The organism is Massilia niabensis (assembly GCF_042655085.1).
In the GTDB taxonomy this organism is placed as follows: Bacteria; Pseudomonadota; Gammaproteobacteria; order Burkholderiales; family Burkholderiaceae_D; genus Telluria; species Telluria niabensis.
Map to the genome: position 1 here is coordinate 258,375 of NZ_JBHSMU010000009.1, position 20,896 is coordinate 279,270.

The 20,896-nt window shown below is 65.1% G+C and carries 21 protein-coding genes; 7 read left to right on the forward strand and 14 right to left on the reverse strand.

The window, feature by feature from the left end; all coding sequences use genetic code 11:
* Positions 1-64: 64 nt before the first annotated feature.
* From ACFPN5_RS09265 to ACFPN5_RS09275, 3 genes are all read right to left on the reverse strand, one after another.
* The gene (locus ACFPN5_RS09265) at positions 65-2,068 is read right to left on the reverse strand and encodes a DUF6600 domain-containing protein (RefSeq protein ID WP_379782396.1); all 2,004 of its coding nucleotides are present in this window, start codon (positions 2,066-2,068) and stop codon (positions 65-67) included.
* Positions 2,069-2,225: 157 nt separating this feature from the next.
* A complete protein-coding gene (locus ACFPN5_RS09270) occupies positions 2,226-2,864 on the reverse strand; it encodes a LysE family transporter (protein ID WP_379782398.1) in 639 nt (212 codons plus the stop codon).
* Between the two features lie 254 nt (positions 2,865-3,118).
* Positions 3,119-3,349 (reverse strand): BrnA antitoxin family protein, encoded by a 231-nt coding sequence (locus tag ACFPN5_RS09275; protein ID WP_379782400.1) that lies wholly within the window; start codon positions 3,347-3,349, stop codon positions 3,119-3,121.
* A 202-nt stretch (positions 3,350-3,551) separates the two neighbouring features.
* Here ACFPN5_RS09275 and ACFPN5_RS09280 point away from each other — a divergent pair, with 202 nt between their 5' ends.
* Together ACFPN5_RS09280 and ACFPN5_RS09285 are read left to right on the forward strand one after the other, a co-directional pair.
* Positions 3,552-4,493, forward strand: a complete 942-nt coding sequence (locus ACFPN5_RS09280; protein ID WP_379782402.1) for a DUF808 domain-containing protein — start codon at positions 3,552-3,554, stop codon at positions 4,491-4,493.
* 156 nt (positions 4,494-4,649) lie between these two features.
* On the forward strand, positions 4,650-7,136 hold the full coding sequence (locus ACFPN5_RS09285) for a TonB-dependent receptor plug domain-containing protein (RefSeq protein WP_379782404.1): 2,487 nt from the start codon (positions 4,650-4,652) through the stop codon (positions 7,134-7,136).
* Positions 7,137-7,166: 30 nt separating this feature from the next.
* On the opposite strand, the gene ACFPN5_RS09290 is transcribed toward ACFPN5_RS09285, so the two are convergent.
* Positions 7,167-7,685, reverse strand: a complete 519-nt coding sequence (locus ACFPN5_RS09290; protein WP_379782406.1) for a hypothetical protein — start codon at positions 7,683-7,685, stop codon at positions 7,167-7,169.
* 56 nt (positions 7,686-7,741) lie between these two features.
* A complete protein-coding gene (locus ACFPN5_RS09295; RefSeq protein ID WP_379782408.1) occupies positions 7,742-8,194 on the reverse strand; it encodes a hypothetical protein in 453 nt (150 codons plus the stop codon).
* A gap of 58 nt (positions 8,195-8,252) precedes the next feature.
* Between ACFPN5_RS09295 and ACFPN5_RS09300 the strand changes: the two genes are divergently transcribed.
* The 3 genes from ACFPN5_RS09300 to ACFPN5_RS09310 are packed head-to-tail and all read left to right on the forward strand — an operon-like array spanning position 8,253 to position 11,060.
* Positions 8,253-9,542 carry an SDR family oxidoreductase gene (locus ACFPN5_RS09300; protein WP_379782410.1) on the forward strand — a complete coding sequence of 430 codons (1,290 nt, stop codon included), beginning with the start codon at positions 8,253-8,255 and terminating at the stop codon, positions 9,540-9,542.
* Positions 9,542-10,006: a DUF2269 family protein gene (locus ACFPN5_RS09305; protein ID WP_379782412.1), complete on the forward strand. Its 465-nt coding sequence runs from the start codon at positions 9,542-9,544 to the stop codon at positions 10,004-10,006. Before ACFPN5_RS09300 ends, ACFPN5_RS09305 begins: the two co-directional genes overlap by 1 nt.
* Positions 10,007-10,040: 34 nt before the next feature.
* On the forward strand, positions 10,041-11,060 hold the full coding sequence (locus ACFPN5_RS09310) for a zinc-dependent alcohol dehydrogenase family protein (protein WP_379782414.1): 1,020 nt from the start codon (positions 10,041-10,043) through the stop codon (positions 11,058-11,060).
* Here ACFPN5_RS09310 and ACFPN5_RS09315 read toward each other — a convergent pair.
* The 5 genes from ACFPN5_RS09315 to ACFPN5_RS09335 form a co-directional block, all read right to left on the reverse strand.
* Positions 11,057-11,836, reverse strand: a complete 780-nt coding sequence (locus ACFPN5_RS09315) for a glutaminyl-peptide cyclotransferase (protein WP_379782416.1) — start codon at positions 11,834-11,836, stop codon at positions 11,057-11,059. The genes ACFPN5_RS09310 and ACFPN5_RS09315 overlap by 4 nt on opposite strands.
* A gap of 70 nt (positions 11,837-11,906) precedes the next feature.
* Positions 11,907-12,401 carry a hypothetical protein gene (locus ACFPN5_RS09320; protein WP_379782418.1) on the reverse strand — a complete coding sequence of 165 codons (495 nt, stop codon included), beginning with the start codon at positions 12,399-12,401 and terminating at the stop codon, positions 11,907-11,909.
* Positions 12,401-12,748 (reverse strand): DUF6152 family protein, encoded by a 348-nt coding sequence (locus tag ACFPN5_RS09325; protein ID WP_379782420.1) that lies wholly within the window; start codon positions 12,746-12,748, stop codon positions 12,401-12,403. Before ACFPN5_RS09325 ends, ACFPN5_RS09320 begins: the two co-directional genes overlap by 1 nt.
* A 68-nt stretch (positions 12,749-12,816) precedes the next feature.
* Positions 12,817-13,410, reverse strand: coding sequence for a histidine phosphatase family protein (locus ACFPN5_RS09330; protein ID WP_379782422.1), 594 nt, complete (start codon positions 13,408-13,410; stop codon positions 12,817-12,819).
* Between the two features lie 156 nt (positions 13,411-13,566).
* Positions 13,567-14,586, reverse strand: coding sequence for a zinc-binding alcohol dehydrogenase family protein (locus tag ACFPN5_RS09335; protein WP_379782424.1), 1,020 nt, complete (start codon positions 14,584-14,586; stop codon positions 13,567-13,569).
* Between the two features lie 155 nt (positions 14,587-14,741).
* Between ACFPN5_RS09335 and ACFPN5_RS09340 the strand changes: the two genes are divergently transcribed.
* Entirely contained in the window at positions 14,742-15,173 is a 432-nt protein-coding gene (locus ACFPN5_RS09340; protein WP_379782426.1) for a DoxX family protein, read from the forward strand.
* Positions 15,174-15,225: 52 nt separating this feature from the next.
* On the opposite strand, the gene tssG is transcribed toward ACFPN5_RS09340, so the two are convergent.
* Genes tssG through tssE form a run of 3 tightly spaced genes read right to left on the reverse strand, consistent with a single transcriptional unit; the run spans position 15,226 to position 18,642 of the window.
* Positions 15,226-16,311: a type VI secretion system baseplate subunit TssG gene (tssG, locus tag ACFPN5_RS09345; RefSeq protein WP_379782428.1), complete on the reverse strand. Its 1,086-nt coding sequence runs from the start codon at positions 16,309-16,311 to the stop codon at positions 15,226-15,228.
* Positions 16,275-18,116: a type VI secretion system baseplate subunit TssF gene (gene tssF, locus ACFPN5_RS09350; RefSeq protein ID WP_379782430.1), complete on the reverse strand. Its 1,842-nt coding sequence runs from the start codon at positions 18,114-18,116 to the stop codon at positions 16,275-16,277. The genes tssG and tssF overlap by 37 nt, the downstream gene beginning before the upstream one ends.
* A gap of 1 nt (position 18,117) precedes the next feature.
* The gene (gene tssE / locus ACFPN5_RS09355) at positions 18,118-18,642 is read right to left on the reverse strand and encodes a type VI secretion system baseplate subunit TssE (RefSeq protein WP_379782432.1); all 525 of its coding nucleotides are present in this window, start codon (positions 18,640-18,642) and stop codon (positions 18,118-18,120) included.
* A 222-nt stretch (positions 18,643-18,864) separates the two neighbouring features.
* On the opposite strand from tssE, the gene tssK reads away from it, so the two are divergent.
* On the forward strand, positions 18,865-20,205 hold the full coding sequence (gene tssK, locus ACFPN5_RS09360; protein ID WP_379782434.1) for a type VI secretion system baseplate subunit TssK: 1,341 nt from the start codon (positions 18,865-18,867) through the stop codon (positions 20,203-20,205).
* 164 nt (positions 20,206-20,369) lie between these two features.
* Here tssK and ACFPN5_RS09365 read toward each other — a convergent pair whose 3' ends face one another.
* Complete coding sequence (locus ACFPN5_RS09365; RefSeq protein ID WP_379782436.1) at positions 20,370-20,705, reverse strand: hypothetical protein; 336 nt, start codon at positions 20,703-20,705, stop codon at positions 20,370-20,372.
* Between the last annotated feature and the right edge of the window lie 191 nt (positions 20,706-20,896).

Here is a 20,896-nt window from a genome sequence, read left to right on the forward strand (position 1 = left end):
TACTGTTGCCGGGAAGAAGACAAAAATGGCCGGCGTCCAGCCGGCCATTTTTTCGTTCCCTTGATTAACGCTCCATCTGGCGAACGTTGCCGCGGTGGCGCGGGCTGTCGTCGATGCGGTGGCGGGGGCCGTCGTCACCACGGTGCATGGTTTGCGGCACCGGTGCCGGGGCCGGGTGCGAGAACGCTGCCGGTGCCGGTTGCGATACCGGTGGCGGCGTCGGCATCGCCCTTGGCGGCGGCGGCGCCACCGCAGCCGGGGCCGGCCGCGCCATCTGGGCCTGGGCCCGTGCGGCGGCAGCCTCCATCGCCCCGGCCGCGCCCCCACGCTGGCTGAACGGCTGCGCTTCGGGTTGCACCGTTACCGAGCGGTGGCCCTCGTCACGCTGCCGTTCCTGGAACCGCTGCTGGCGTTCCTCGAAGGCTTCGCGCGTCATGCGCACGTCGCGGCGCTGATCGCGCTGTTCGCGCTGGAAGCCGGGCTGCGGCAGCGTCGTGATGGTGCCAGGATGGCGCACGAAACCGGGTTGCGTCATGCCCGGTTGCGCGATGCCCACCTGCGGCACCGGATTCGGCGCGGCCGGCGCGATGGTGGTGATCGGCGCCGGCTGCGCACCGACGGTGGGAGCAGGGCGGTTGTCGCCACGTCCTGCCCAGCGGCCATCGCGGCGCTCATTGTCACCATTGTCACGGCCGTCACGGCGCCCGTCCCAGCGGCCAACGCGGCGGTCGTCATCATCGCGGCGGCCATCGCGGCGCGCGTCTGCACGGCGCGCCTCGTCGGCGCGCGTGACGGCTTCGCGGATGATGCGCGGTGTCGGCGGCAGCGCCGTCGGGGCAGTGCTCCATGCCGGCGGCGGCGTCACCCGTGGCTCGCGCGACACGACGACTTCGCCGCGCTGGCCGAAGCGGTCCTGCGGCACCACAGTCAGGCCACGCTGGCGGTAGTCGTGATGCTTGCCGTCGTGCCTGTTGTCGTGCCTGCGGCCATCCCGTCCTTGCCAGTGCAGCCGGCGCAGGCGCTCGTCCGACAGGCGGTAGCCCGGCACGAAGTGGTCATGCGGCGACAGCGGATACCAGCCCTGCGCGACCGATGGCCTCGAATGGAAATTCAGGTTCCAGCCGGCGCCGCCGACCCAGCCGACCAGCGCCGGCGCCCAGACCGGATGGCGTTCGATGCGTCCCGGCGCCCAGGCCCAGCGGTTGTTCAGGTGGACCCAGCGGCCGTAGTGGAAGGGCGCATAGCCCCAGGGCGCGTTGTCGACCCAGGTCCAGCCCCAGGGGGCGACCCAGGTCCAGCGACCGTCGCGGTAGGGCACCCAGCTGGAGGCCACGTTCGGCAGCCAGAGCGCGCCATACTCGCTGTCGTCGCGCCAGCTGCCGTGGCGGTCGAGGTCTTCGTAGCCGGTCATTTCGGACGTCACATAGCGGGTGGCGCGGGTGGCGTCGGTCTCGCGGTCGCGCGCGGCCGACCATTCGTCGAAGGCATCGGCCAGGGCTTGCCGCGTCTGCAGGTCGTTGCCCTGCATTTCGGCGCTGCGGCCGGCGCGCACGGTCAGGCGCTCGCCGCCGCCTTCGACAACGGCCATGCCGTCGAACACGTTCACGGTCGTGGTATCGGCCTCGCGCCCGGCATCCACCCGCACGCGCCCCGGGCCCTGGAGCAGCACGCGCGCATCCGGCGTGGTCAGCTCGAAGCCGGCGGCGACCTCGGCGTTGATGACGCGGATGCTGGCGCTGCCGTAATGCAGGCGCAGGCGCAGCTTGTCGTCGTCGAGCTGCACCACCTCCAGCGCGGAGTCGCCGTCGAGCCGCACCGCGGTCGAGCCGACGCGCCACTCGCTGCGCGCGCCCGCTGCCGTGGAAATCGTGTTGCTGGAGGTGACCGGCCAGTTGACGAGGGCGGCGCTGGCCGCTTCGCCCGGGACGCTGATGCTGACCTGGCCCTGGGCCAGCGACACGCGGCCAACCCGGCTCGGAGGATCGTCCGCCAGCGCCAGGGTGGAAAATGCCGCGAGCGCCAGCAGCGTCGCGGTTCTCAGCGCAGTGTTCAAGATACGGAGTTTCATGGTGGGCTCCAGGCGGTGTCCCCAAGGGGGTAGGCGGAATACGTCGACCTGATTACACCGCATGGACGTACGGCGCACAATCCGGGTTACAGACGGTTTCAAATAGTGCTAAACCGAAACAAACGGATTGTACCCAAGCTGAGCGTCAGCAGTACGCCTAGGCCCCCGCCCGCTCCACAAAAAAGAGCATGGAGCCGACCACGACCAGCACAGCGCCAAAAAACCGGTTCTGGATGCGCACCGCGCGCGGGTCGCGGAACAGGCGCTGCATCGAGGCGGCGAGGGTGGCGTAACCGTGCATGACCAGGCTGTCGATGGTCACCATCGTCACGCCGAGGATCAGCAATTGCGGCAGCAGCGCGGCATCCTTCGAAATAAACTGGGGCAGCACGGCGACCATGAAGATGATGCCCTTCGGATTGGTGGCATTCGTCAGGAAGCCGGTCAGCACCCGCTTGCGCATCGATGGATGGGCGGCCAGGCCGGCGCCGCTCGCCATCGGCCCCGTTTGGTCCTTCGAGCGCCATTGCGACACGCCGAGCCAGATCAGGTACAGCGCCCCGACTACTTTGACGACAAAAAAGGCCGTGGGCGAGGCCAGCAGGAGCGAACCGACGCCGGCGCCGGCGATGGCCAGCACCAGGATCAGCCCCAGTTGCAGGCCGAACACGGTGGCGCTGGCCTTTTTGACGCCATAGGCGAGGCCATGCGACATGGACAGCACGGCGCCGGAGCCGGGCGAAATGGCGATCACGGTGCCTGCGATGACGAAGGCGATCCAGGTGGCAAAACTCATGCGGGACTCGGGAAAAAGAAAAGAAAAAAGGCATGGCGCGGCGCGGGGCCGCGGCTGCATGCCGGTACGGGAATGAATGCGGGGCTGGAATGACTTCGTGCGCGGCCTGACGACAGCCTTCAGCGTCGCGCCGGTGGCGAAACGTGCGGTGTTCTCAGTGCGCCTTTGCTAGGCTGCCTCCGGATTCAAGGAGCGGGAAGGGTAGCACAAGTGATTGCCACTTGTAATCTTCCAGCGCCCCCGAAGGCGTGCAATTACAACAGGCTCGGCTCGGCGCCGGTGCTGGCCAGGCGCAGGCGCAGGGCCGCGTTGATCAGGGTCTGGTAGCCGGTGCCGCTGCGCTCGGACAGGTTGCGGAATTCATCCAGCACCTCGTCGTCGAGGTAGATGGTGATGCGGGTCTTGCGCTTCGGCGGACGGGTGCGGCGCACCGGCGCACTGGTTTGCGCAATGGCTGGAATGGCTTGATTCACGGTCGGGGTCATCCTGGTCTCCTTCGGCTGGGCAAGGCTGGCGTACCGCAGCCTTCGATACTGACTATACGTATGCTGCAGCGAAAGGCGGTGGCGAAAGCGACGAGCTGCAGATTTCCGCGGCTGAAACGCAATTTATCGCGCTGAACCGTGTGCCTGCGGTACCTGTGCTCGGTTAAGATGCTGCCATATTGTTAATCACAGGAGCAGGTCCATGGCTGCAGGCAGTTTGCTGGCATTACTCGACGATATCGCCACCGTCCTCGACGACGTCACCGTGATGAGCAAGGTGGCGGCCAAGAAGACCGCCGGCGTGCTCGGCGACGACCTGGCGCTCAACGCCCAGCAGGTTTCGGGCGTGGACTCCAGCCGCGAACTGCCGGTGGTGTGGGCCGTGGCCAAGGGCTCGTTCTTGAACAAGGCGATCCTGGTGCCGGCGGCGCTGCTGATCTCGGCCTTCGTTCCCTGGCTGATCATTCCGCTGCTGATGATCGGCGGCGCCTTCCTGTGTTTCGAGGGCGCCGAAAAACTGGCACACAAATTCCTGCACAGCCCCGAGGAAGACGCGGCCCACAAGGAGCGCCTGGCCGCCGCGCTGGTTGGTAAGGAAGACATGGTTGCCGTCGAGAAGGACAAGATTAAGGGCGCGATCCGCACCGACTTCATCCTCTCGGCCGAGATCATCGTCATTTCGCTGGGAACGATTGCGGCCATGCCGTTCCTGCAGCAGGTGGTGGTGCTGGTCCTGCTCTCCGTGGTGTTTACCGTCGGCGTGTACGGCCTGGTCGCTGGCATCGTCAAGATCGACGACGCCGGCCTCTACCTGACCCAGAAGCCGAGCGGTCTCGCGCGCAGCCTGGGCCGCATGTTGCTGGCACTGGCGCCGCGCTTGATGAAGCTGCTGTCGGTCGTCGGCACGGCAGCCATGTTCATGGTCGGCGGCGGCATCATCAGCCACAACTGGGAGCTGCTGCACCATTATTCCGAAGGCCTGGCCGAGTGGCTGGGCGCGGTGCCAGGCGTCGGCGGCGTGCTGCACGCGATTGGCCCGGTCGTCTTCGACGCCCTGGTGGGCCTGCTGGTCGGCGCGATCATCGTGGTGGTGGTAACACTGGTAAACAAGATGCGCGGTAAGAAAGCCGTGCCAGCGCATTGAACCCGGCAGGATGCCGTTTTTACCTTACGGCATCCTGACGTAATGACAATTGTTGCATTTCGACCTAGCCCTTTCATTGCAATTTGACATGCTCGGGTGCGCCCTCCAGACTGGTTTTAGCGCTTGTCGCTAGCCAATCAACAAGAGGGAAGAAAAATGCAAAGAACCACGAAGAAAACGGTGCTGGCCCTGTCGATTGCCGCGATGTTCAGCGGCACGGCAATGGCGCAGGAGAGCACGTCGACCGAAGGCAGCACGGCCACCGTCGTGGTGACGGGCACGCGCGTGGCCAACCGCAGCGCGCTCGACACCGCCTCGGCAGTCGACATCATTTCGGCCGAGACCCTGAAAAACGCCGGCACCACCGAAATGAACCAGGCGCTGTCGGTCGCGCTGCCATCGCTGAACTTCCCCCGCCCGTCGCTGACCGACGGCACCGACACCATCCGCCCGGCCACGCTGCGCGGCATGGCGCCCGACCACAGCCTGGTGCTGGTCAATTCCAAGCGCCGCCACGCCTCCTCGCTGGTCAACCTGAACGGAAGCATGGGCCGCGGCTCGGCGGCGGTGGACATGAACACGATCCCGACCGCGATCGTCCGCAACATTGAAGTGCTGCGCGACGGCGCGGCGGCCCAGTACGGCTCGGACGCCATTGCCGGCGTGATCAACCTGCGCCTGCGCACCGACCGCACGGGTGGCGAAGCGAGCGTCACCTACGGCGCGCGCATCAGCGAATACGATCTGTGGAACGATGTACCTCCGGCGGGCAGCACCTGGAGCGGCCCGGCAAAGCGCGAGCGCACCGACGGCCATACCACGACGGTCAGCGCCTGGAAGGGCCTGGCCTGGGGCGAAACCGGCCACATCACGATTGCAGCGGAATACAAGGACCAGGCGCGCACCGAGCGCGGCGGCTACGACATGCGCCAGCAATACCCGCGCCTGGCAAACGGCAGCTTCGACCCGCGCGAAAACGTCATCAACCGCTTCAACGCCTGGTACGGCGAACCGGAGATGGAACAGTCCACCCTGTTCGTTAACGCCGGCAACGACCTCGGCAACGGCACCAAGGTGTATGGCTGGGCCAGCTACCAGAACCGCCAGGCGCGCTCGAGCGGCTTCTTCCGCCCGGCCCAGGACGTGCGCAACATCATCTCGATCTATCCGGACGGCTTCCTGCCGGTCATCGCCCCGACGGTCGACGACTTCAGCATGACCGGCGGCGTCACCTGGAGCCTGGGCAGCTGGGACATGGACGCCTCTCTCGGCTACGGCAAGAACCGGATGGAATTCGAGATCCAGAACACGCTGAACCGCTCGATCGGCCCGACCAGCAAGACCCAGTTCGACGCCGGCGGTTTCGCGTACGACCAGCTGGTGCTGAACCTGACCGGGGTGCGCTCGCTCGAAGTGGCAGGCCTGTCCTCGCCGCTGAACATTGCGGTGGGCACCGAAGTGCGGCGCGAAGGCTATGAGCTGTTTGCCGGCGAGCCGGACTCTTACCGCTACGGCGGCCAGGTGCTGGCCAACGGCACCCCGGCCGCGCCGGGCGCCCAGGTGTTTCCGGGCTTCCGCCCCGCCAACGAGATCGATACCCACCGCACCGCGGTCGGCGCCTTCGTCGACCTGGAAGCGAACATCACGCCGCAACTGCTGGCCTCGGCCGCGGTGCGCGCCGAACGCTATTCCGACTACGGGAACAGCCTGGCCGGCAAGCTGGCCGCCCGCTACGACTTCAGCAAGGCCTTCGCCCTGCGCGGCTCGGTGCAGAACGGTTTCCGCGCGCCATCGCCGCAGCAGCAGAATTTCACGTCGACCTCGACCAATTTCATCAACGGCGTGCCGTTCGAGATTACCACCTTCAAACCGACCGATCCGGTGGCCGTCGCCCTCGGCGCCCAGCCGCTCGACGCCGAGAAATCGGTCAACCTGTCGCTGGGCGCGGTACTGCGCTTCGACCCGGTCAGCATCACGATCGACGCCTACCGCATCAAGATGCGCGACCGTATCGTGTTGTCGGAAAACCTGACCCAGGCGAACGTGCGCACCTATATTGCCTCGCAAGGTTTCGTGGGCGTGGGCGGCGGGCGCTTCTTCATCAACGGCGTCGACACCACTACCGACGGCATCGATGTCGTGGTGAACGTGCCGCTCAACGCCGGCACGGCAGGGCGCTTCGACCTCACGCTGGCGGGCAACGTCAACAGCACCGACGTCACCAAAGTGCCGGTCACGGCGCAGTTGGCCGCGCTGACCCCGGCGCCGGTGCTGTTCGACCGTGCCAACATCATCGCGCTCGAGGAAGGCCAGCCGAAGAACAAGCTCAGCGCCAACCTGAACTGGAAGCTGGGAGCGTGGGGCGCCACTTTCCGCGCCACGCGCTACGGCAAGGTGATGACGCCGGGCACGGTCCCTGCCTTCGACTTCCCGCTCGGCGCACGCACCCTGGTCGACCTGGAAGCGCGCTATGCCGTCACGAAGAAGCTGACCCTGGCGCTGGGCGCGGACAACGTGTTCGACCAGTATCCGGAAACCCAGCCGCCGTCGCTGAACACGACGGGCAACACGCCGTTCTCGAACTACTCGGCGTTCGGGCGTTCGGGACGCTTCGTGTACGCGCGGGCGAATTACGGGTTCTGAAAAGTAGGGTGGACGGGAGACCCGTCCACCCTACGCGGCTTTGCGCCCACTGTGCACGGCAGCGACCCCATCGCGCACCGCCCAGGCCAATGCCGCGGCCGCCATCGCGGTGAGCACCCAGCTCGCCCAGCCGTGATGGACGCGTATCAACATCACCTCGCCCACGCGCCACTCTGCCAGCGTGAATGCGCCCAGCACGACCAGGGCGCCCAGGTTCATGAACATCAGCAGGTGCAGTACCCGCTCGGGCACCGGCAGCACGCGGATCTCGCCCTCGACGATGACGTCGCGCGCCGAGACCACCACTTCGCCCAGAAGCAGCGCGGCAATCCACCACACCAGCGCCCCGTGCCAGGCGAACCAGGCGATCGACACGAACAGGCAGGCGAAGATGAACTCGCGCGCCGCGTGCAGTCCTTCTTCCTCGGCGGCCTCGCGGCGCGCGGGCAGTTTCGCCAGCAGCTCGTGGTTCAGGAACACGTCGATGGCCCCGAGCACACCGTGCAGCAGCAGCGCATACAGAAAAGCGGAAGGTACGGAGAGCGGCACGTTTTCCCCATCTGTTCTAGACTCTGAACGCGGGACGCTGGCCCTGGACTGCGGACTTAGCGTCTATCCCGGCGCAAGGCAATCGCGCCCAGCGCCAGGCCGACCGCGAATGCGGCATAGACACCGGCCAGCGACTTCTTCGACAGGCGCATTTCATAGCCGGGGTTGATGCGTTTCGGGGTCAGCTTGTAATCGACGAAGCAGGCAAAGGCCGAGGTAGCGGCAGAGGTGGCGAGCGTGACGCGCAAGTCCTTCTTGTCGAGTTTTTCGCCGGCAAGTTTTTCGAACAGCACCGACCAGAACGTGGCACTGACGTGGTGGATCGCGTAGCCGGTGATGGTGTACTTCAGCGAAAATTCGTCGTGATCAGCGGCCTCGTCGCCCCAGATCCAGTGGCTCACGGCATTCATGGGTGCGTAGGCGCTGCCGGTTTCGGTGCGCCCGAGCAGGGCCAGCGCCGCGCTCGATACCACGCTGGAAGCGGCGCCGGACACCAGGCCGCGTTGCATTGATGTTGTCCAATCTGTCATATTCATCATCCTCCTGATATCGGGTGAAAGGAAACGCATGCGGATCTTGCTGACGGGCGCCAGTGGTTTCATCGGGCAGCACCTGCTGCAGGCGCTGCTGGCCGAAGGCCACCACGTCGTATGCGCGGTGCGCACGCCCAAAACCAGCACGGACCCGCGTTTGAGCTATGTTCATGCTGACTTCACAAAAGATACCGACAAATCCGTTTGGCTGGCGCGCCTTTCCAAGGTCGAGGCTGTCATCAACACGGTCGGCATCTTCCGCGAGTCGGGCAGCCAGACTTTCGAGCGCCTGCACCTGGAAACCCCGCGCGCCCTGTTCGCCGCCTGCGCCGAGTCCGACCACGTGCGGATGGTGATCCAGCTCTCGGCGCTCGGCGCCGACCGCGAGGCCGACACCCGCTACCATCTCAGCAAGCGCGCCGCCGATGACTACCTGGCGTCGCTCCCGGTGCGCGCCTGGATCGTCCAGCCCTCGCTGGTCTACGGCAAGGAAGGCACCAGCGCGCGCGTGTTCAAGGGCTTGGCCAGCATGCCCTTCACGCTGCGTTTCGGCAGCGCGCCGCAGCTGGTGCAGCCGGTGCACATCGACGATGTGGTCGGCGCCATCCTGGCCCTCCTGCGCGAGCGCCTGCCCATGCCGCCGGGCGTGACCTCGCTGCGGGTGCCCCTGGTCGGCCCCGAGGCGCTGCCGTTCACCGATTACCTGGCGCGGCTACGCGGCGCCATGGGGCTGGGACGGCTGCGCGTGCTGCCGCTGCCAGGCGCGCTGGCGCGGCTGATGGCGGCATGCGGGCGCTGGCTGCCCGGCGGCCTGCTCGACGAGGAAGCCCTGCGCATGCTGGACCGGGGCAATACCGGCGACCCGGCCGTCATCGCCCGCCTGCTCGGGCGGCCCTTGAAAACCATCGACGAATTCGTCACCGACCCTCGGACTGAACGCACGCTCGCCAAGCTGACCTGGCTGCTGCCGCTGCTCCGGTGGAGCATCGTCGCGGTATGGATCGCCACCGCCATCGTTTCCTTCGGCCTGTATCCGGTGGAAGCAAGTTATGAGCTGCTGGCGCGCACCGGCATCCCCCCGGCATTGCAACCGCTGATGCTGTACGGCGCGGCGAGCTTCGACCTGCTGCTCGGCCTCGGGATCGCCTTCTTGCCGCGGCGGCGCTGGCTATGGCTCGCACAATTGGCGCTGATCGGTTTTTACACGGTCGTGATAGCGTTCAAGTTGCCGGAATTCCTGCTGCACCCGTATGGACCGCTGACCAAGAATTTGCCGATGCTGGCGGCCATCTGGCTGCTGTATGAACTGGAGGAGGATACATAGTGGATTACGTCGTGGTGAAATGGTTGCACATCCTGTCGTCGACCTTCTTGTTCGGCACCGGCATCGGCTCGGCCTGGTACATGCTGTTCGTGACCATGAGCCGCGATGTGCGCGCCATTGCCGTGGTCGCCCGCAACGTCGTGATCGCCGACTGGGTGTTTACCGCCACCACCGCCGTCATCCAGCCGCTGACCGGCTTCTACCTGATCCACCTGGCCGGCTACCCGATCCACAGCAAGTGGATCATGTGGTCGATCGCCTTGTACGTGCTGGCCGGCGCCTGCTGGCTGCCGGTGGTATGGATCCAGATGCGCCTGCGCGACCTGTCGGCCGAGGCGGCGCGCACGAACAGCGAACTGCCGCCGCAGTACTGGCGTCTCTTCAAAACCTGGGTGGCGCTCGGCATACCGGCGTTTGCCGCCTTCGTCTTCATCTTCTGGCTGATGGTGGCCAAACCAATGTAAATTGAAGAACCACACGTAGTTAACGGAGGAAACAATGCGGGCTTACCAGATTCTGCCGGGCGACAACATCGACGGCTTGCAATGCGTGAACTTTCCGGAGCGCGAGCTGGCACTGGGCGAAGTACGGGTGCGCGTGCACGCGGTATCGCTGAACTACCGCGACTTGATGGTGGCCAGCGGTAATTACCTGGTCAATGTGGATAACCCGATCATTCCCTGCTCGGACGGCGCCGGCGAAGTGCTGGCCGTCGGCCATGGCGTCACTAGCCTGCAGGTCGGCGACCGGGTGGCCGCCTCGTTCTTTCCGCACTGGCAGGACGGGCGCACGGCGCCGGCGAAAATCCGGCACGCCTTAGGGGGCGATATCGACGGCATGCTGGCCGAGGAAGTCATCCTGCACGAAGACGCGCTGGTCAAGATTCCGTCGCAGCTGAGCTATATCGAGGCCTCGACCATGCCCTGCGCCGGCGTCACCGCCTGGAATGCGATTTTCAGGTCGAGCAACGACATCCAGCCGGGCGACACCGTGCTGTTGCTGGGCACCGGGGGCGTGTCGGTGCTGGGCCTGCAACTGGCGAAAGCGGCCGGGCTGCGCACCATCATCACCTCGTCGAGCGACGAAAAGCTGCAGCGCGCACGCGAACTGGGCGCGCACCACACCATCAACTACCGCGCCATTCCCGAATGGCAGGAAGAAGTGCTGCGCCTGACGCACGGCCATGGCGCCGACGTGGTGCTGGAAGTGGGCGGGCAGGGCACCGTCAACCGTTCGGTGGCATCCTGCGCGCTGGGCGGCAGCGTCGCCATCATCGGCGGCGTCAGCGGCTTCGGTGGAGAGGTCAATCCCGTATCGCTGCTGGCCGGCGCCAAGCGCATGGTCGGTATTTTTGTCGGCAGCCGCACCATGCTGGACAACGTGATGCGCTTTGCCGCCGTCTCGAACCTGGAACCGGTAGTCGACCGCGTGTTCACGTTTGACCAGGCCAAGGAAGCCTACCGCTACATGGAATCGGGCTCGCACTTCGGGAAAGTGGTGATTGCGGTGACGCCTTAACGTCCTTGGAAGCGGACGAGTTCAATCTCGAACAGCTTGGGCCAGAGCTTGCCGGTAACGTAGAGCTTGCGCCTTTTGGCATCGTAGGCAATGCCATTGAGCACGGCGTCGACCGACGCCGTGCCGCGTTTGTTCGGCGGCAGCAGATTGGTCAAATCGATCCAGCCGACCACCTTGCCGGACAGGGGGTCGATGCGCGCGATGATGTCCGTGCCCCAGACGTTTGCATACAGCTCGCCATCGACGATTTCCAGTTCGTTCAGCGAGTCGATCGGCTTGCCCTCGGCCGTCACCTGCACGCGCCGCACTTCCTTCAGCGTTTTCGGGTCGAGCACGCGGATCTGGGCGCTGCCGTCGCTCATGTACAGGTGGCGCGCGTCGCTCGCCAGGCCCCAGCCTTCGCCTTCGTAGGGAAAGCGTCCCTTCAGCGCAAAGGTCCGGGCGTCGAACACATACCCGGTCTTCGAGCGCCAGGTCAGGCCCAGGATATGCTCACCGAAGGCGGTCGAGCCCTCGCCGAACACCTCGGGCGGCAGGTCGGCCTTTTGCAGCACCTTGCCGGTTTTTAGGTCGAGCCGGCGCAGCATTGAGCGGCCGGCGATGCCGGTCGTTTCGAACAGCTGGCCATCGCGGAAGAACAAGCCTTGGGTGAACGCCTGCGGGTCGTGCGGGTAGGTGTTCTTGACGACAAAACCGTAGACGGGAATCGCTGCATGGGCGGCGTGGCAGGCGCAGCCTGCGAGGACGAGTGCGGCGATGGCGGAGGGTTTCAGCATGGTGCTCTGGCGTGTTGTTCAGAACGGTGACTGTAGCATGAAGGCGGCCGCGGCTGCCCTTGCAGCGCAGTTACAAATACGCCAGCAGGCGGCCGCAGGTGATCACGCCCAGCCAGAGCAGAATCGACAGGGCCGCCCCCAGGCGTGCCGCGGGTGGCGCGGGGCGCTCCCGATCCCAGGCGGCCACCGTGCGGTAGGGAAGCAGGTGAAACAGCAGCGCATTCACACCGGCAGCGGCGATCAGGCCGAGTTTCAGCAGGAAGGCGGGATTGTTCGCCAGCTCGACCGGATGCGCCGAAAACAGCAGCAGCCCGGCCGGGATCACCAGCAGGGTGCTCGCCAGCGCCCAGCGCAGCAAATGACGCCCGAGTTCGGCGACGGGCAGCGCGCGCGCCCAGCCGAGCACACGCAGGTCGAACAGCACGACGCTGCCGACCAGAACCGAAAAGCCGGCAATATGGACGATTTCGACGACCGGGTAGGCCCAGGCCGCGGTACGCATGGTGATGGAGACGGACGTGCCGGCCAGCCACGCCAGCCACCCCGGCGCGCCGGCCCCTGCCATCAGCGCAGCTCCGTGGTCTTGCCCTCGATCGTGATGCGTTCGGCGCGCAGTTCGTCTCCCTTGCTGCGGTGCGGGTAGCCGTGGACGGTCGCTTTCTGGCCCGCGACCAGTTTGGTGGACGGCAGGCCGCGGCTTTCCATGCGGTAGGGCGGCGCCAGCACGACCAGCCAGGTTTTATCGGCCGTTTTCAGGCGCACGAAGCCGTGCGGCTGTTCATACCCGGCCTGCTCGATGGTGCCGGACAGATCGAGCGGCTTGTCGGCCTGGTATTCGCTCCAGCCATGGTGGGCAACGGCGCTGCCGGCGGCAAGGGCAGCGAGGGTGGCGAACAGGATGAGACGTTTCATGGGTTCTCCCAAAAGAATTTTCTCGACGCGACGGCAACCGATTCTACGCCCGATATTCCCGAGCGTGCCTAATGTGTAGGCATTTGCGCAACGCTCTCCCTGTGCGCATTGATGCGGCCGAGCACCTCCAGCTTGCCGTCGCGCAGTACCGTCACCACCATCTCGCCGGGGGCGACCGACTCCCCGGTCAGCGCGCGGATGTTCACATCATGCGTGACCAGCACCAGCGGCGTCGTGTCGCGGCGGGCGGCCAGCCTGGCATGCAGGTCGCGCAGTTTCGCGCTCGCGCGGGCAGCGTCGTCGTTGAACATCGAATCCAGGCTCGGTTCCGCTTGCACGCGGCCGAAGGCAAGGCGGGCGGTATCGAGGCAGCGGCACCAGCGGCTCGACCAGACCGCGCCCGGATCGATACCGCGCCGCTGAAAGGCAGCGCCGATGCTGCGCGCGTCGCTCCGGCCCGCGTTTGACAAGTTGCGCTGGGTCGGGCACTGGCCGAGCACGAAGCCGGGCGGGTCGCCAATGCCGGGCACCGTCTGCGCGTGACGCATCAGGACCGTGACGCCACCGCTGCGCATGCGCTGCCAGAGGGCCTCATCCGGCTCTGCCGCGTGCGCAAGTGGGCCGGTGAGCGCGAGCAGAAGGACAACCCACACTGTTTTCACGACGACTCCCCGGCATGCCATGCGGCTTTAATAATACGGTTTATTCAGTTTATTTAAAATAAACCATATAAATCATAATATTGTTTATTTAGGGGTTTTTGCATTGTTTTTAGGCAAGCTTGAAAAATGCCGAAAGACAATTTAAACCCCTTGAAATCAGGCTTCAAAACCCTCCAGCACCACCTTGCCGCTGGCCGCGCCGCTCTCGATGAAGGCGTGGGCACGGCGCAGGTTGGCGGCATTGATCGGCCCGAAATGTTCGGCCAGCGTAGTGCGGATGCGGCCATCCTCGACCAGCTGCGCCACCTCGTTGAGCAGCAGGTGCTGCTCCTGCAGGTCCGGGGTGTTGAACAGCGAGCGGGTGAACATCAGCTCCCAGTGCAGGGAAATACTCTTGCGCTTGAGGAGGCGCACGTCGATCGGCTCCGGGTCGTCGATCAGCGCCAGCTTGCCCTGCGGCCTGATCGCATTTGCGAGGGCGGCGAAGTGCTTGTCCGTGTGCGTGAGGCTGATGGCGTAGTCGACCTCGCCCAGCCCGGCCTCCTGCAGCGCCGTGTCGAGCGGCCGGCTGTGGTCGATCACGTGATGGGCGCCGAGGATGCGCACCCACTCCTGGGTCTGTGGCCGCGACGCGGTGCCGATCACAGTAATGCCCGTCAACTGGCGCGCCAGCTGGACCAGAATCGAGCCGACGCCGCCGGCGGCGCCGACCACCAGCAGTTTCTGGCCATGGTGGGCGCCGAATTTCAGCTGCAAGCGGTCGAACAGCAGTTCCCAGGCCGTGATCGCGGTCAGCGGCAAGGCGGCCGCCTCGGCAAAGCCCAGGTTGGTCGGCATGCGCCCGACGATGCGCTCGTCCACCAGTTGCAGCTCGCTGTTGCTGCCGGCACGGTGAATAGCGCCGGCGTACCAGACGCGGTCGCCCGGCTTGAACAGGGTCACCTGTGGCCCGACCGCGCGCACGATGCCGCTCGCGTCCCAGCCCAGCACGCGCGGTTCCGCCTGGGGCTCGGCGGGCAGGCCACGCCGGATCTTGGTATCGACCGGATTGACGGAGACGGCGTGCACCTCGACCAGCAAATCGTGGCCAGTGGCGACCGGGTCGGGCAGGGTGATGTCCTGCAGGGCGGCGTCGTTGTTGGCGGGCAGGGACGCAAAGGCGGCGATGGCTTTCATGATTTCCTCATATCGGTTCGGATACCAGACAGTGTAGCCAGTCTGGCAGCTTCCCGTTTCCCGATGCGCGGCCGTCAACTGTGCGCAAGCGGTTGTTGAACAGTTCCATACTGGCCCTGTGATCCCGCCATCGCTATCCCATCAGGAGCCAACCGATGAGAACCGACCTGTCCTCCGCATCCGCGTCCTCCTACGATGACCTCGGCAAGCTGTTGCTGCGCGTGGTCCTTGCCCTGCTGCTGCTGTTCCACGGCATCTCCAAGCTGACCGGGGGCGTCGGCTTTATTACCGGCATGCTCGAACAAAGGGGCTTGCCGGGCGCGATCGGCTACCTCGTCTATGTAGGCGAAGTCATCGCGCCGCTGCTGATCCTGGTCGGCATATGGACGCGGGCGGCGGCGCTGGTCGTTGCCGGCAACATGATCGTTGCCGTCCTGCTGGTGCATACCGCGGAGTTCTTCACGATGTCGAAGACCGGCGGCTGGGCGCTGGAACTGCAGGGCATGTTCTTCTTCGCCGCGCTGGCGGTGGCATTACTCGGTGCGGGGCGCTACAGCATCGGCGGACGTAGGGGCAAGTGGAATTGAGGACGGCGACGGCGACGGCGACGGCGACGGCGACGGCGACGGCGAACAGTGTTCAACCCAGGTGCAGCTCGTAGTGCACGTCGTTGCGGTCCACGGCCTGCGGGCCGTCGACCAGGTAGCTGTCCCAGCCGAGGCGGCCGAGCTCGCAGCCCTCGCTCATCGTGACCGGGCGTACGTCGGCTGCGCGCAGCACCAGCTCGACTTCATACTCGAAGGAGACGCCGGTAAACATCGCGAGCAGGCTTGCCAGGGCGCGCGCCGCCAGCCCGCCCGGCAGGAAGGCGGTGAAGCCCGCATGGTCGAGCGGACCGATGACGAGGCGCAGGCGCAGGTCGCGCTGCCAGACGCGGGCGCCGGCAATGGCGCGCGTGCCGAGCGTCGCGCTGTCGCTTCCCAGCACCGTCTGCTGCGCGGCCGGCATCTCGTACCAGGCACCGATGAACTGCTGCACCTGTACTGGCTGCCTGAAATATTCGGACAGCACGCGCGCCATCTGGCTGGCCGACACTGGCCGCTGGCGCAGCGAGGCGGCGAAATAGCCGAGCGATTCGTCGCGCACGGCGCCGTTTTCGGGCAGCGCCAGGCGCTGGCGCAGCGAGGGGTTGCCGAGACCGGCCAGCCCCAGCAGCAGGGGCAGGAAGCTGTCCTGGCCCTGGACTTCGTATTTCAGGTGCAGCCGGTATTTGCGCCAGGCTTCGTAGAACAGCGCCAGCGAGCGGTTTGAAAACGTATCGAGGAAGGAGCGCGCGCCTTCGTCCTTGTCGTCCAACTGCTGCGCCGCGACCCGTTCGGTGTAATGCGGCGGCAGCACGCCGTGCCCGCCGAGCAGGCCCATGAACGAGGGCGTGATGCGGATCCAGCGCAAGGTGTTCGCATTCAGCGCTGCCGCCAGCGACGGCGCATCGTGCCCGATTTCGCGCGGCTCGGTCTGGATGGCTTCGAGCTGGCTGGCCGGAAAGCGCAGCGAGGTCGAGTTCTGGAAGCGCAGGAAATTGGCGACTAACCCTTGCTTGGAGGCGCCATGGCGGCGCAGCCAGAGTTCGAGCATGCGGACGGCCTGGAAGTACTCGAAACGGTAAGGTTCCCGGAACAGGCGCTCGATTACAGCAGGCTCAAATCGCCGCTTTTGGGTAGGCATGTGAATAATTCTTCTCCGGTTTTGGCCGAGACGATCACCAGTTGGGTAAAACTGTTGGCGTGCACATAGAGAGCGAGGAAGCGTTCGACGATGTGGGCAAAGGCGTGGATGCCGCTGCCGATGAACGCTTCCTCGTCGATGCTCAGGCGCACCTCGACGCCGCGCACCAGGCAGGTGAACGGATTGCCGGCAAGCCAGGCGCTGGCGGTGCGCTGCTCGATGGCCTGGATGCCGCCGATCTGGCGCTGCGACGAAGGAGAACGCGGCAGGTCATACAGCGCCAGCATCTCGCGGAAGGCGTCGACGCCGCCCGCGGTGAGCGACAGGTGGTTCAGCGCCAGGTGCGAGATCAGGCGCCAGTGCGCGCTGCGCCCGCTGGCGAAGCGGTAGGACCTAGTCGGTTTGCGCAGGAAACTGATCGTGCGCACGCTCGAGCCGCCCTCCAGGAACAGGTCGCCCCCGGCCTGGCCATAGCTCAGCAGGGAGGGCAGGTCGCGGTTCGAGCAGGTCAGTTCCAGGTTCAGGGTATCGGTCTCGACCGCTGCAGGGTCGAAGTCGATGTCGACGATGGTGATCTGGGTCTCGAAGCCGGGGCTGCGCTCGAGCAGGGTGTCGTCGCGCCGCATCGCCCAGTAATGGCCGTTCTGGTCCGGCGTCTGGGCGTGCTGCAGCGAATAGAAGGGACGGAACTCGACCACGGTCTCGCCCTGCGGCGTCTGGCGCACCAGGTTCACCGCATCGATCGACTGCACCTCGAAGGCAAAGGCGCGGCGCGCGTCGCCCAGCACCGGGTAGCTCGCCGTCGTGTGCGTCAGGCGGATCGGCTCGCCGCGCTGGCGGAACAGGTTGACGACCGGCGTGCATCCCAGCAGCACGTTATTCGTCGACAAGGTGCCGAGCATGCGCGCTGTGTTCGAATCGCTGCGGATGCCGCCGAGTGCCAGGTGCAGGGTGATCGACTTGCTGCCTGCCGGCAGGGCGGCGGCCAGCATGGCCAGGTCCAGGTCGAAGAAATTGAATTTCTCCGGAAAGCAGAAGTATTCGGTCAGCAGCCGGTAGGCGCCATGCGAGCGTGCCGGAAAGTCGATCAGCGACTCATCGTCTTCGAAGCCGGCGGGTTGGACGGGAATGCCGGGCAGGGCGAGCCAGCGTCCATTGCCGTCGGCCTCGGCATAGGCCGCCACCGGGCGCATGAAGAGCGCGTCGCGCAAGGCCGCGCAAAACGAGGGTTCGCCGTCGATGAAGACACGCAGCAGCGGCAGGTTCAGCTGCGCCGGCGCTACCTGATCGAGGGTGGTGGACACCGTCAGGCTGATGCTGGAGGTGGCATTGGCCGGTGCGCGCAGCGCGTCCGGGGTGCGCAGGATGTCGGAAAACGCAGCCTTCGAGATCGCCAGGGGGACGACGGCGACCGGATACACGGTACGAAAGATGCAGGCGCCGCCGCGCACCGGGCGGGTGGTGAGCCCTGTACCGCGCGGGATGGTGCCGGCCGTGGTCTGCTTGGCGGCGCCGCCGAAATCCATGTGCGCGATCGAGCACGAGGGAAAGGGACGCAGGTAGTGCGGATACAGCACGTCGAACAGCGCTTCGGTAAATTCCGGGTAATCGTCGTCGAGCCGCTTGGCGATGCGCGCATTGAGCAGCGCGAACGATTCGATCATGCGTTCGGTATGCGGGTCTTCGCAGACCTCACCGCTGATCAGGAGCCGGCCGGCAATCTTCGGATAGCGTTCGGCGAACTCGCGCAGGTTGCGGCGCAGGTAGCCGAGTTCGCTTTCGTAGTACGGCAGTAATTGTTCCAACTTAGGCTCCCGCAGGCGCCGGGCGGCCCGCCTTGTTGATGCTGTAGCTCAGCGTCGAAGGCTGGAGGACGGCGTCGAAGTTGACCGATTCCTGCGCACTATTCAAAACGAGTAATCCGGTAATCGAAAAGTCGAGCCGGTTGACGGCACCCTCGCGCATCTCCAGCGCCGCCTTCACGTTGCGCAGGCGCGGCTCGTGGCAGGCAATCGTGCTTTCGATGCAGCCGCAGATATACGCGCGGTCGGCAGGACTCGACAGCGACAGGTCGGCGAAATCGTTCATGCCATAGCTGACGAGCGAATTGCTGCACTCCGGATAGCCTTTCAACAGGCCTTCCGGCAGCACCATGCGCGTATTCAGCAGCGCCTCGAGGTCGCGCGCCACGGCATCCTTCATCTCCTCGATCGACATGCGCGACGCCGCGCTTGCCACACCTGCGGCACCTGAGCCACCTGAGGCAGCGCTGCCCGTGCGCGTCGGCGCCCCGAGCAGGCGGTCGAACAAGCCTGGCGTGAAACCTTTCATGGCGCTCCCCCGTCTGTGGATCACGCAACAGTGTTACCGCGCAAAGCTCCGTCAACCTTGAAAAAAGATAAGGAAGAGCAATCGTCCGTCGTGGCGTTGTGCAATACCGACGTTTGCGCGGGCGCAAACACCGACCGTGGAGGGCAGTGCTACTGTTTCCGTTGGTAAAAGTTGCGCTCAGTACGCCACCATCATCGACAACCTTCAGGGATGACAGCCGACATGACGAGCAAAGTACTCTGGGGCGAGGGCCTGCTGCTGCGCCCCCAGCACTTCCAGCGGCAAGACCAGTACCACGAACACTGCCTGCAAAAGGGCATCAAGGCAGTGCACCCGTATGCCTGGGGAGTGGAACGGCTGGAGGTCGACCGCGAGGCGCTCGCCAACAATGTCCTGCGCATCAACGACCTGGCGCTGCGCTTCCAGGATGGCGAACTGGTCGATGCGCCCGGCCTTGATGGGCTGCCCGACACCATTGACCTGAGCCTGCTGCAACAGTCGCAGCAAACCGTCACCTATTACGCAGCCCTGCCGGGACTGAAACCGTTCAGCGGCAATTTCACGCCTGCCGGCCAGCCGGCGCAGACGGTGCGCTTCATGCAGGCCAACCAGGAAACGGCCGACCTATACACCCAGGCCGCGCCGGTGCAGCTGGCCTACCTGAAAAAAGCGGTGCGCCTGGTGTCCGAATTCGATGCGCGCGACGCCTTCATCCATTTCCCGCTGCTGCGCCTGCGCCGCGCGACGGTCGGCGGCTTCGAGCTGGACCCGGCTTTCGTGCCGCCCAGCCTGTCGCTGGCGGCGGCGCCGGTACTGTTCCAGCAGCTGCGGCGCCTGCTCGACGCGCTGCAGGCCAAGGTCAGCGCGCTGTACGGGCACCACCGCGAGCCGAGCCGTAACGTGATCGAATTTCGCTCGGGCGACATGTCCTCGTTCTGGCTGCTGCACACGGCCAGCTCGGCCTACGCGACGCTGACCCACCATTTTCATCACCCGAGCCTGCACCCGGAACGGCTGTACGAACAGTTGCTGGATGTGGCCGGCGGCCTGATGACCTTTTCGAAAAGCTGGACCCTGGCCGACCTGCCGCCTTACCAGCACGCCGACCCGGGCCCCGCCTTTTTAAAACTGCACACGATCATCCGCGAGCTGCTCGACACGGTGATTTCCTCGAAGTATTTCGCGATCGCGCTGAACGAAGTGCGGCCCTCGTACCACATCGGCGCCCTCGACTCGGGCAAGATCGACGACAAGACGACCTTCTACATTTCGGTGGCGGCCGACATCCCGGCCGTGCAGCTGGTCGACGTGGTGCCGCTGCGCTTCAAAGTCGGCGCCCCGGACGACGTCGAAAAATTCGTGCTCTCGGCCCTGCCCGGGGTGCGCCTGCAATACACACCGCAACCCCCGGCCGCCCTCGCCTTGCGCCCCGACACCTGCTATTTTCTACTCGAATCGAAAGGGCAGATGTACGAGCGCATGCTCAAGGCGCAGTCGATCTCGGTGTATGTGCCGGCGGGGATGAAAGAGTTGAAGCTTGAGTTGCTGGCCGTCGTGTCGTAAATGACCGACTTCTGGGTTGTGTCGCCAAGATGAAATGCGCGTCGCGGATTCGGTAGTAAATCGGATAGCGCAACTGGCCGGCGAATACAAACTGCCTCACGTGTGCTATCCGGCATTGAGATTAAGTACCAAGAAGTCGTCGAAGCGACGGGACAGCACGAAGGTTAGTTTGCGGTTCTTGTCAATTCCTGTCCATCGACGACCATTTTCCATACATTGCCATCCAGATAAGGCGCTTTGCTGACTACAAAGGTGGTTGCCATCGGTCCTACGCCGACTTCAAAATCGCTCCCGTTAAATGCTTTGAGGGGACCGGCCACCGAGGTTGTGGACCCGGCTTTTAGCCGCTTATATGTGACTGACCCGTCCTGGGTAATCAGTAGATACATCGTCTTTTCTTGCCACTCGCCGACATAGGCCGCCTTCTCTGGTGGAACCGGTTTGCCGCAACCGGCCAGGGAAATCAACACAAACAGCAATGGGAGCTTGAAAGCTTTCATAGGCGTTTCCGAGTAATGTAAGGCTGATATGAGCAGTACCGACGCGATAATTCTCTTCGGTATGCAAGGGAGTCCAGCGTCAAAGCCTGTAGTAGGTAGGCGCATAATTCCGAGCAAAGACTTTTCCTGGACATGGTCAAGATACAGGAGCCGATCAGGTAACTTTTGCGCGATGTCATCGCAATTTCACA

Bases quoted from the DNA above. Each gene is read 5' to 3' on its own strand.
- ACFPN5_RS09310 (WP_379782414.1), top strand. From the start codon at position 10,041: ATGCGGGCTTACCAGATTCTGCCGGGCGACAACATCGACGGCTTGCAA.
- ACFPN5_RS09295 (WP_379782408.1), bottom strand. From the start codon at position 8,194: ATGCAACGCGGCCTGGTGTCCGGCGCCGCTTCCAGCGTGGTATCGAGC.
- ACFPN5_RS09325 (WP_379782420.1), bottom strand. From the start codon at position 12,748: ATGAAACGTCTCATCCTGTTCGCCACCCTCGCTGCCCTTGCCGCCGGC.
- ACFPN5_RS09340 (WP_379782426.1), top strand. From the start codon at position 14,742: ATGAGAACCGACCTGTCCTCCGCATCCGCGTCCTCCTACGATGACCTC.
- tssK (WP_379782434.1), top strand. From the start codon at position 18,865: ATGACGAGCAAAGTACTCTGGGGCGAGGGCCTGCTGCTGCGCCCCCAG.
- ACFPN5_RS09320 (WP_379782418.1), bottom strand. From the start codon at position 12,401: ATGGCAGGGGCCGGCGCGCCGGGGTGGCTGGCGTGGCTGGCCGGCACG.
- ACFPN5_RS09280 (WP_379782402.1), top strand. From the start codon at position 3,552: ATGGCTGCAGGCAGTTTGCTGGCATTACTCGACGATATCGCCACCGTC.
- ACFPN5_RS09365 (WP_379782436.1), bottom strand. From the start codon at position 20,705: ATGAAAGCTTTCAAGCTCCCATTGCTGTTTGTGTTGATTTCCCTGGCC.
- ACFPN5_RS09300 (WP_379782410.1), top strand. From the start codon at position 8,253: ATGCGGATCTTGCTGACGGGCGCCAGTGGTTTCATCGGGCAGCACCTG.
- ACFPN5_RS09270 (WP_379782398.1), bottom strand. From the start codon at position 2,864: ATGAGTTTTGCCACCTGGATCGCCTTCGTCATCGCAGGCACCGTGATC.
- ACFPN5_RS09315 (WP_379782416.1), bottom strand. From the start codon at position 11,836: ATGCTGAAACCCTCCGCCATCGCCGCACTCGTCCTCGCAGGCTGCGCC.
- ACFPN5_RS09265 (WP_379782396.1), bottom strand. From the start codon at position 2,068: ATGAAACTCCGTATCTTGAACACTGCGCTGAGAACCGCGACGCTGCTG.
- ACFPN5_RS09285 (WP_379782404.1), top strand. From the start codon at position 4,650: ATGCAAAGAACCACGAAGAAAACGGTGCTGGCCCTGTCGATTGCCGCG.
- ACFPN5_RS09335 (WP_379782424.1), bottom strand. From the start codon at position 14,586: ATGAAAGCCATCGCCGCCTTTGCGTCCCTGCCCGCCAACAACGACGCC.
- ACFPN5_RS09275 (WP_379782400.1), bottom strand. From the start codon at position 3,349: ATGACCCCGACCGTGAATCAAGCCATTCCAGCCATTGCGCAAACCAGT.
- tssG (WP_379782428.1), bottom strand. From the start codon at position 16,311: ATGCCTACCCAAAAGCGGCGATTTGAGCCTGCTGTAATCGAGCGCCTG.
- tssE (WP_379782432.1), bottom strand. From the start codon at position 18,642: ATGAAAGGTTTCACGCCAGGCTTGTTCGACCGCCTGCTCGGGGCGCCG.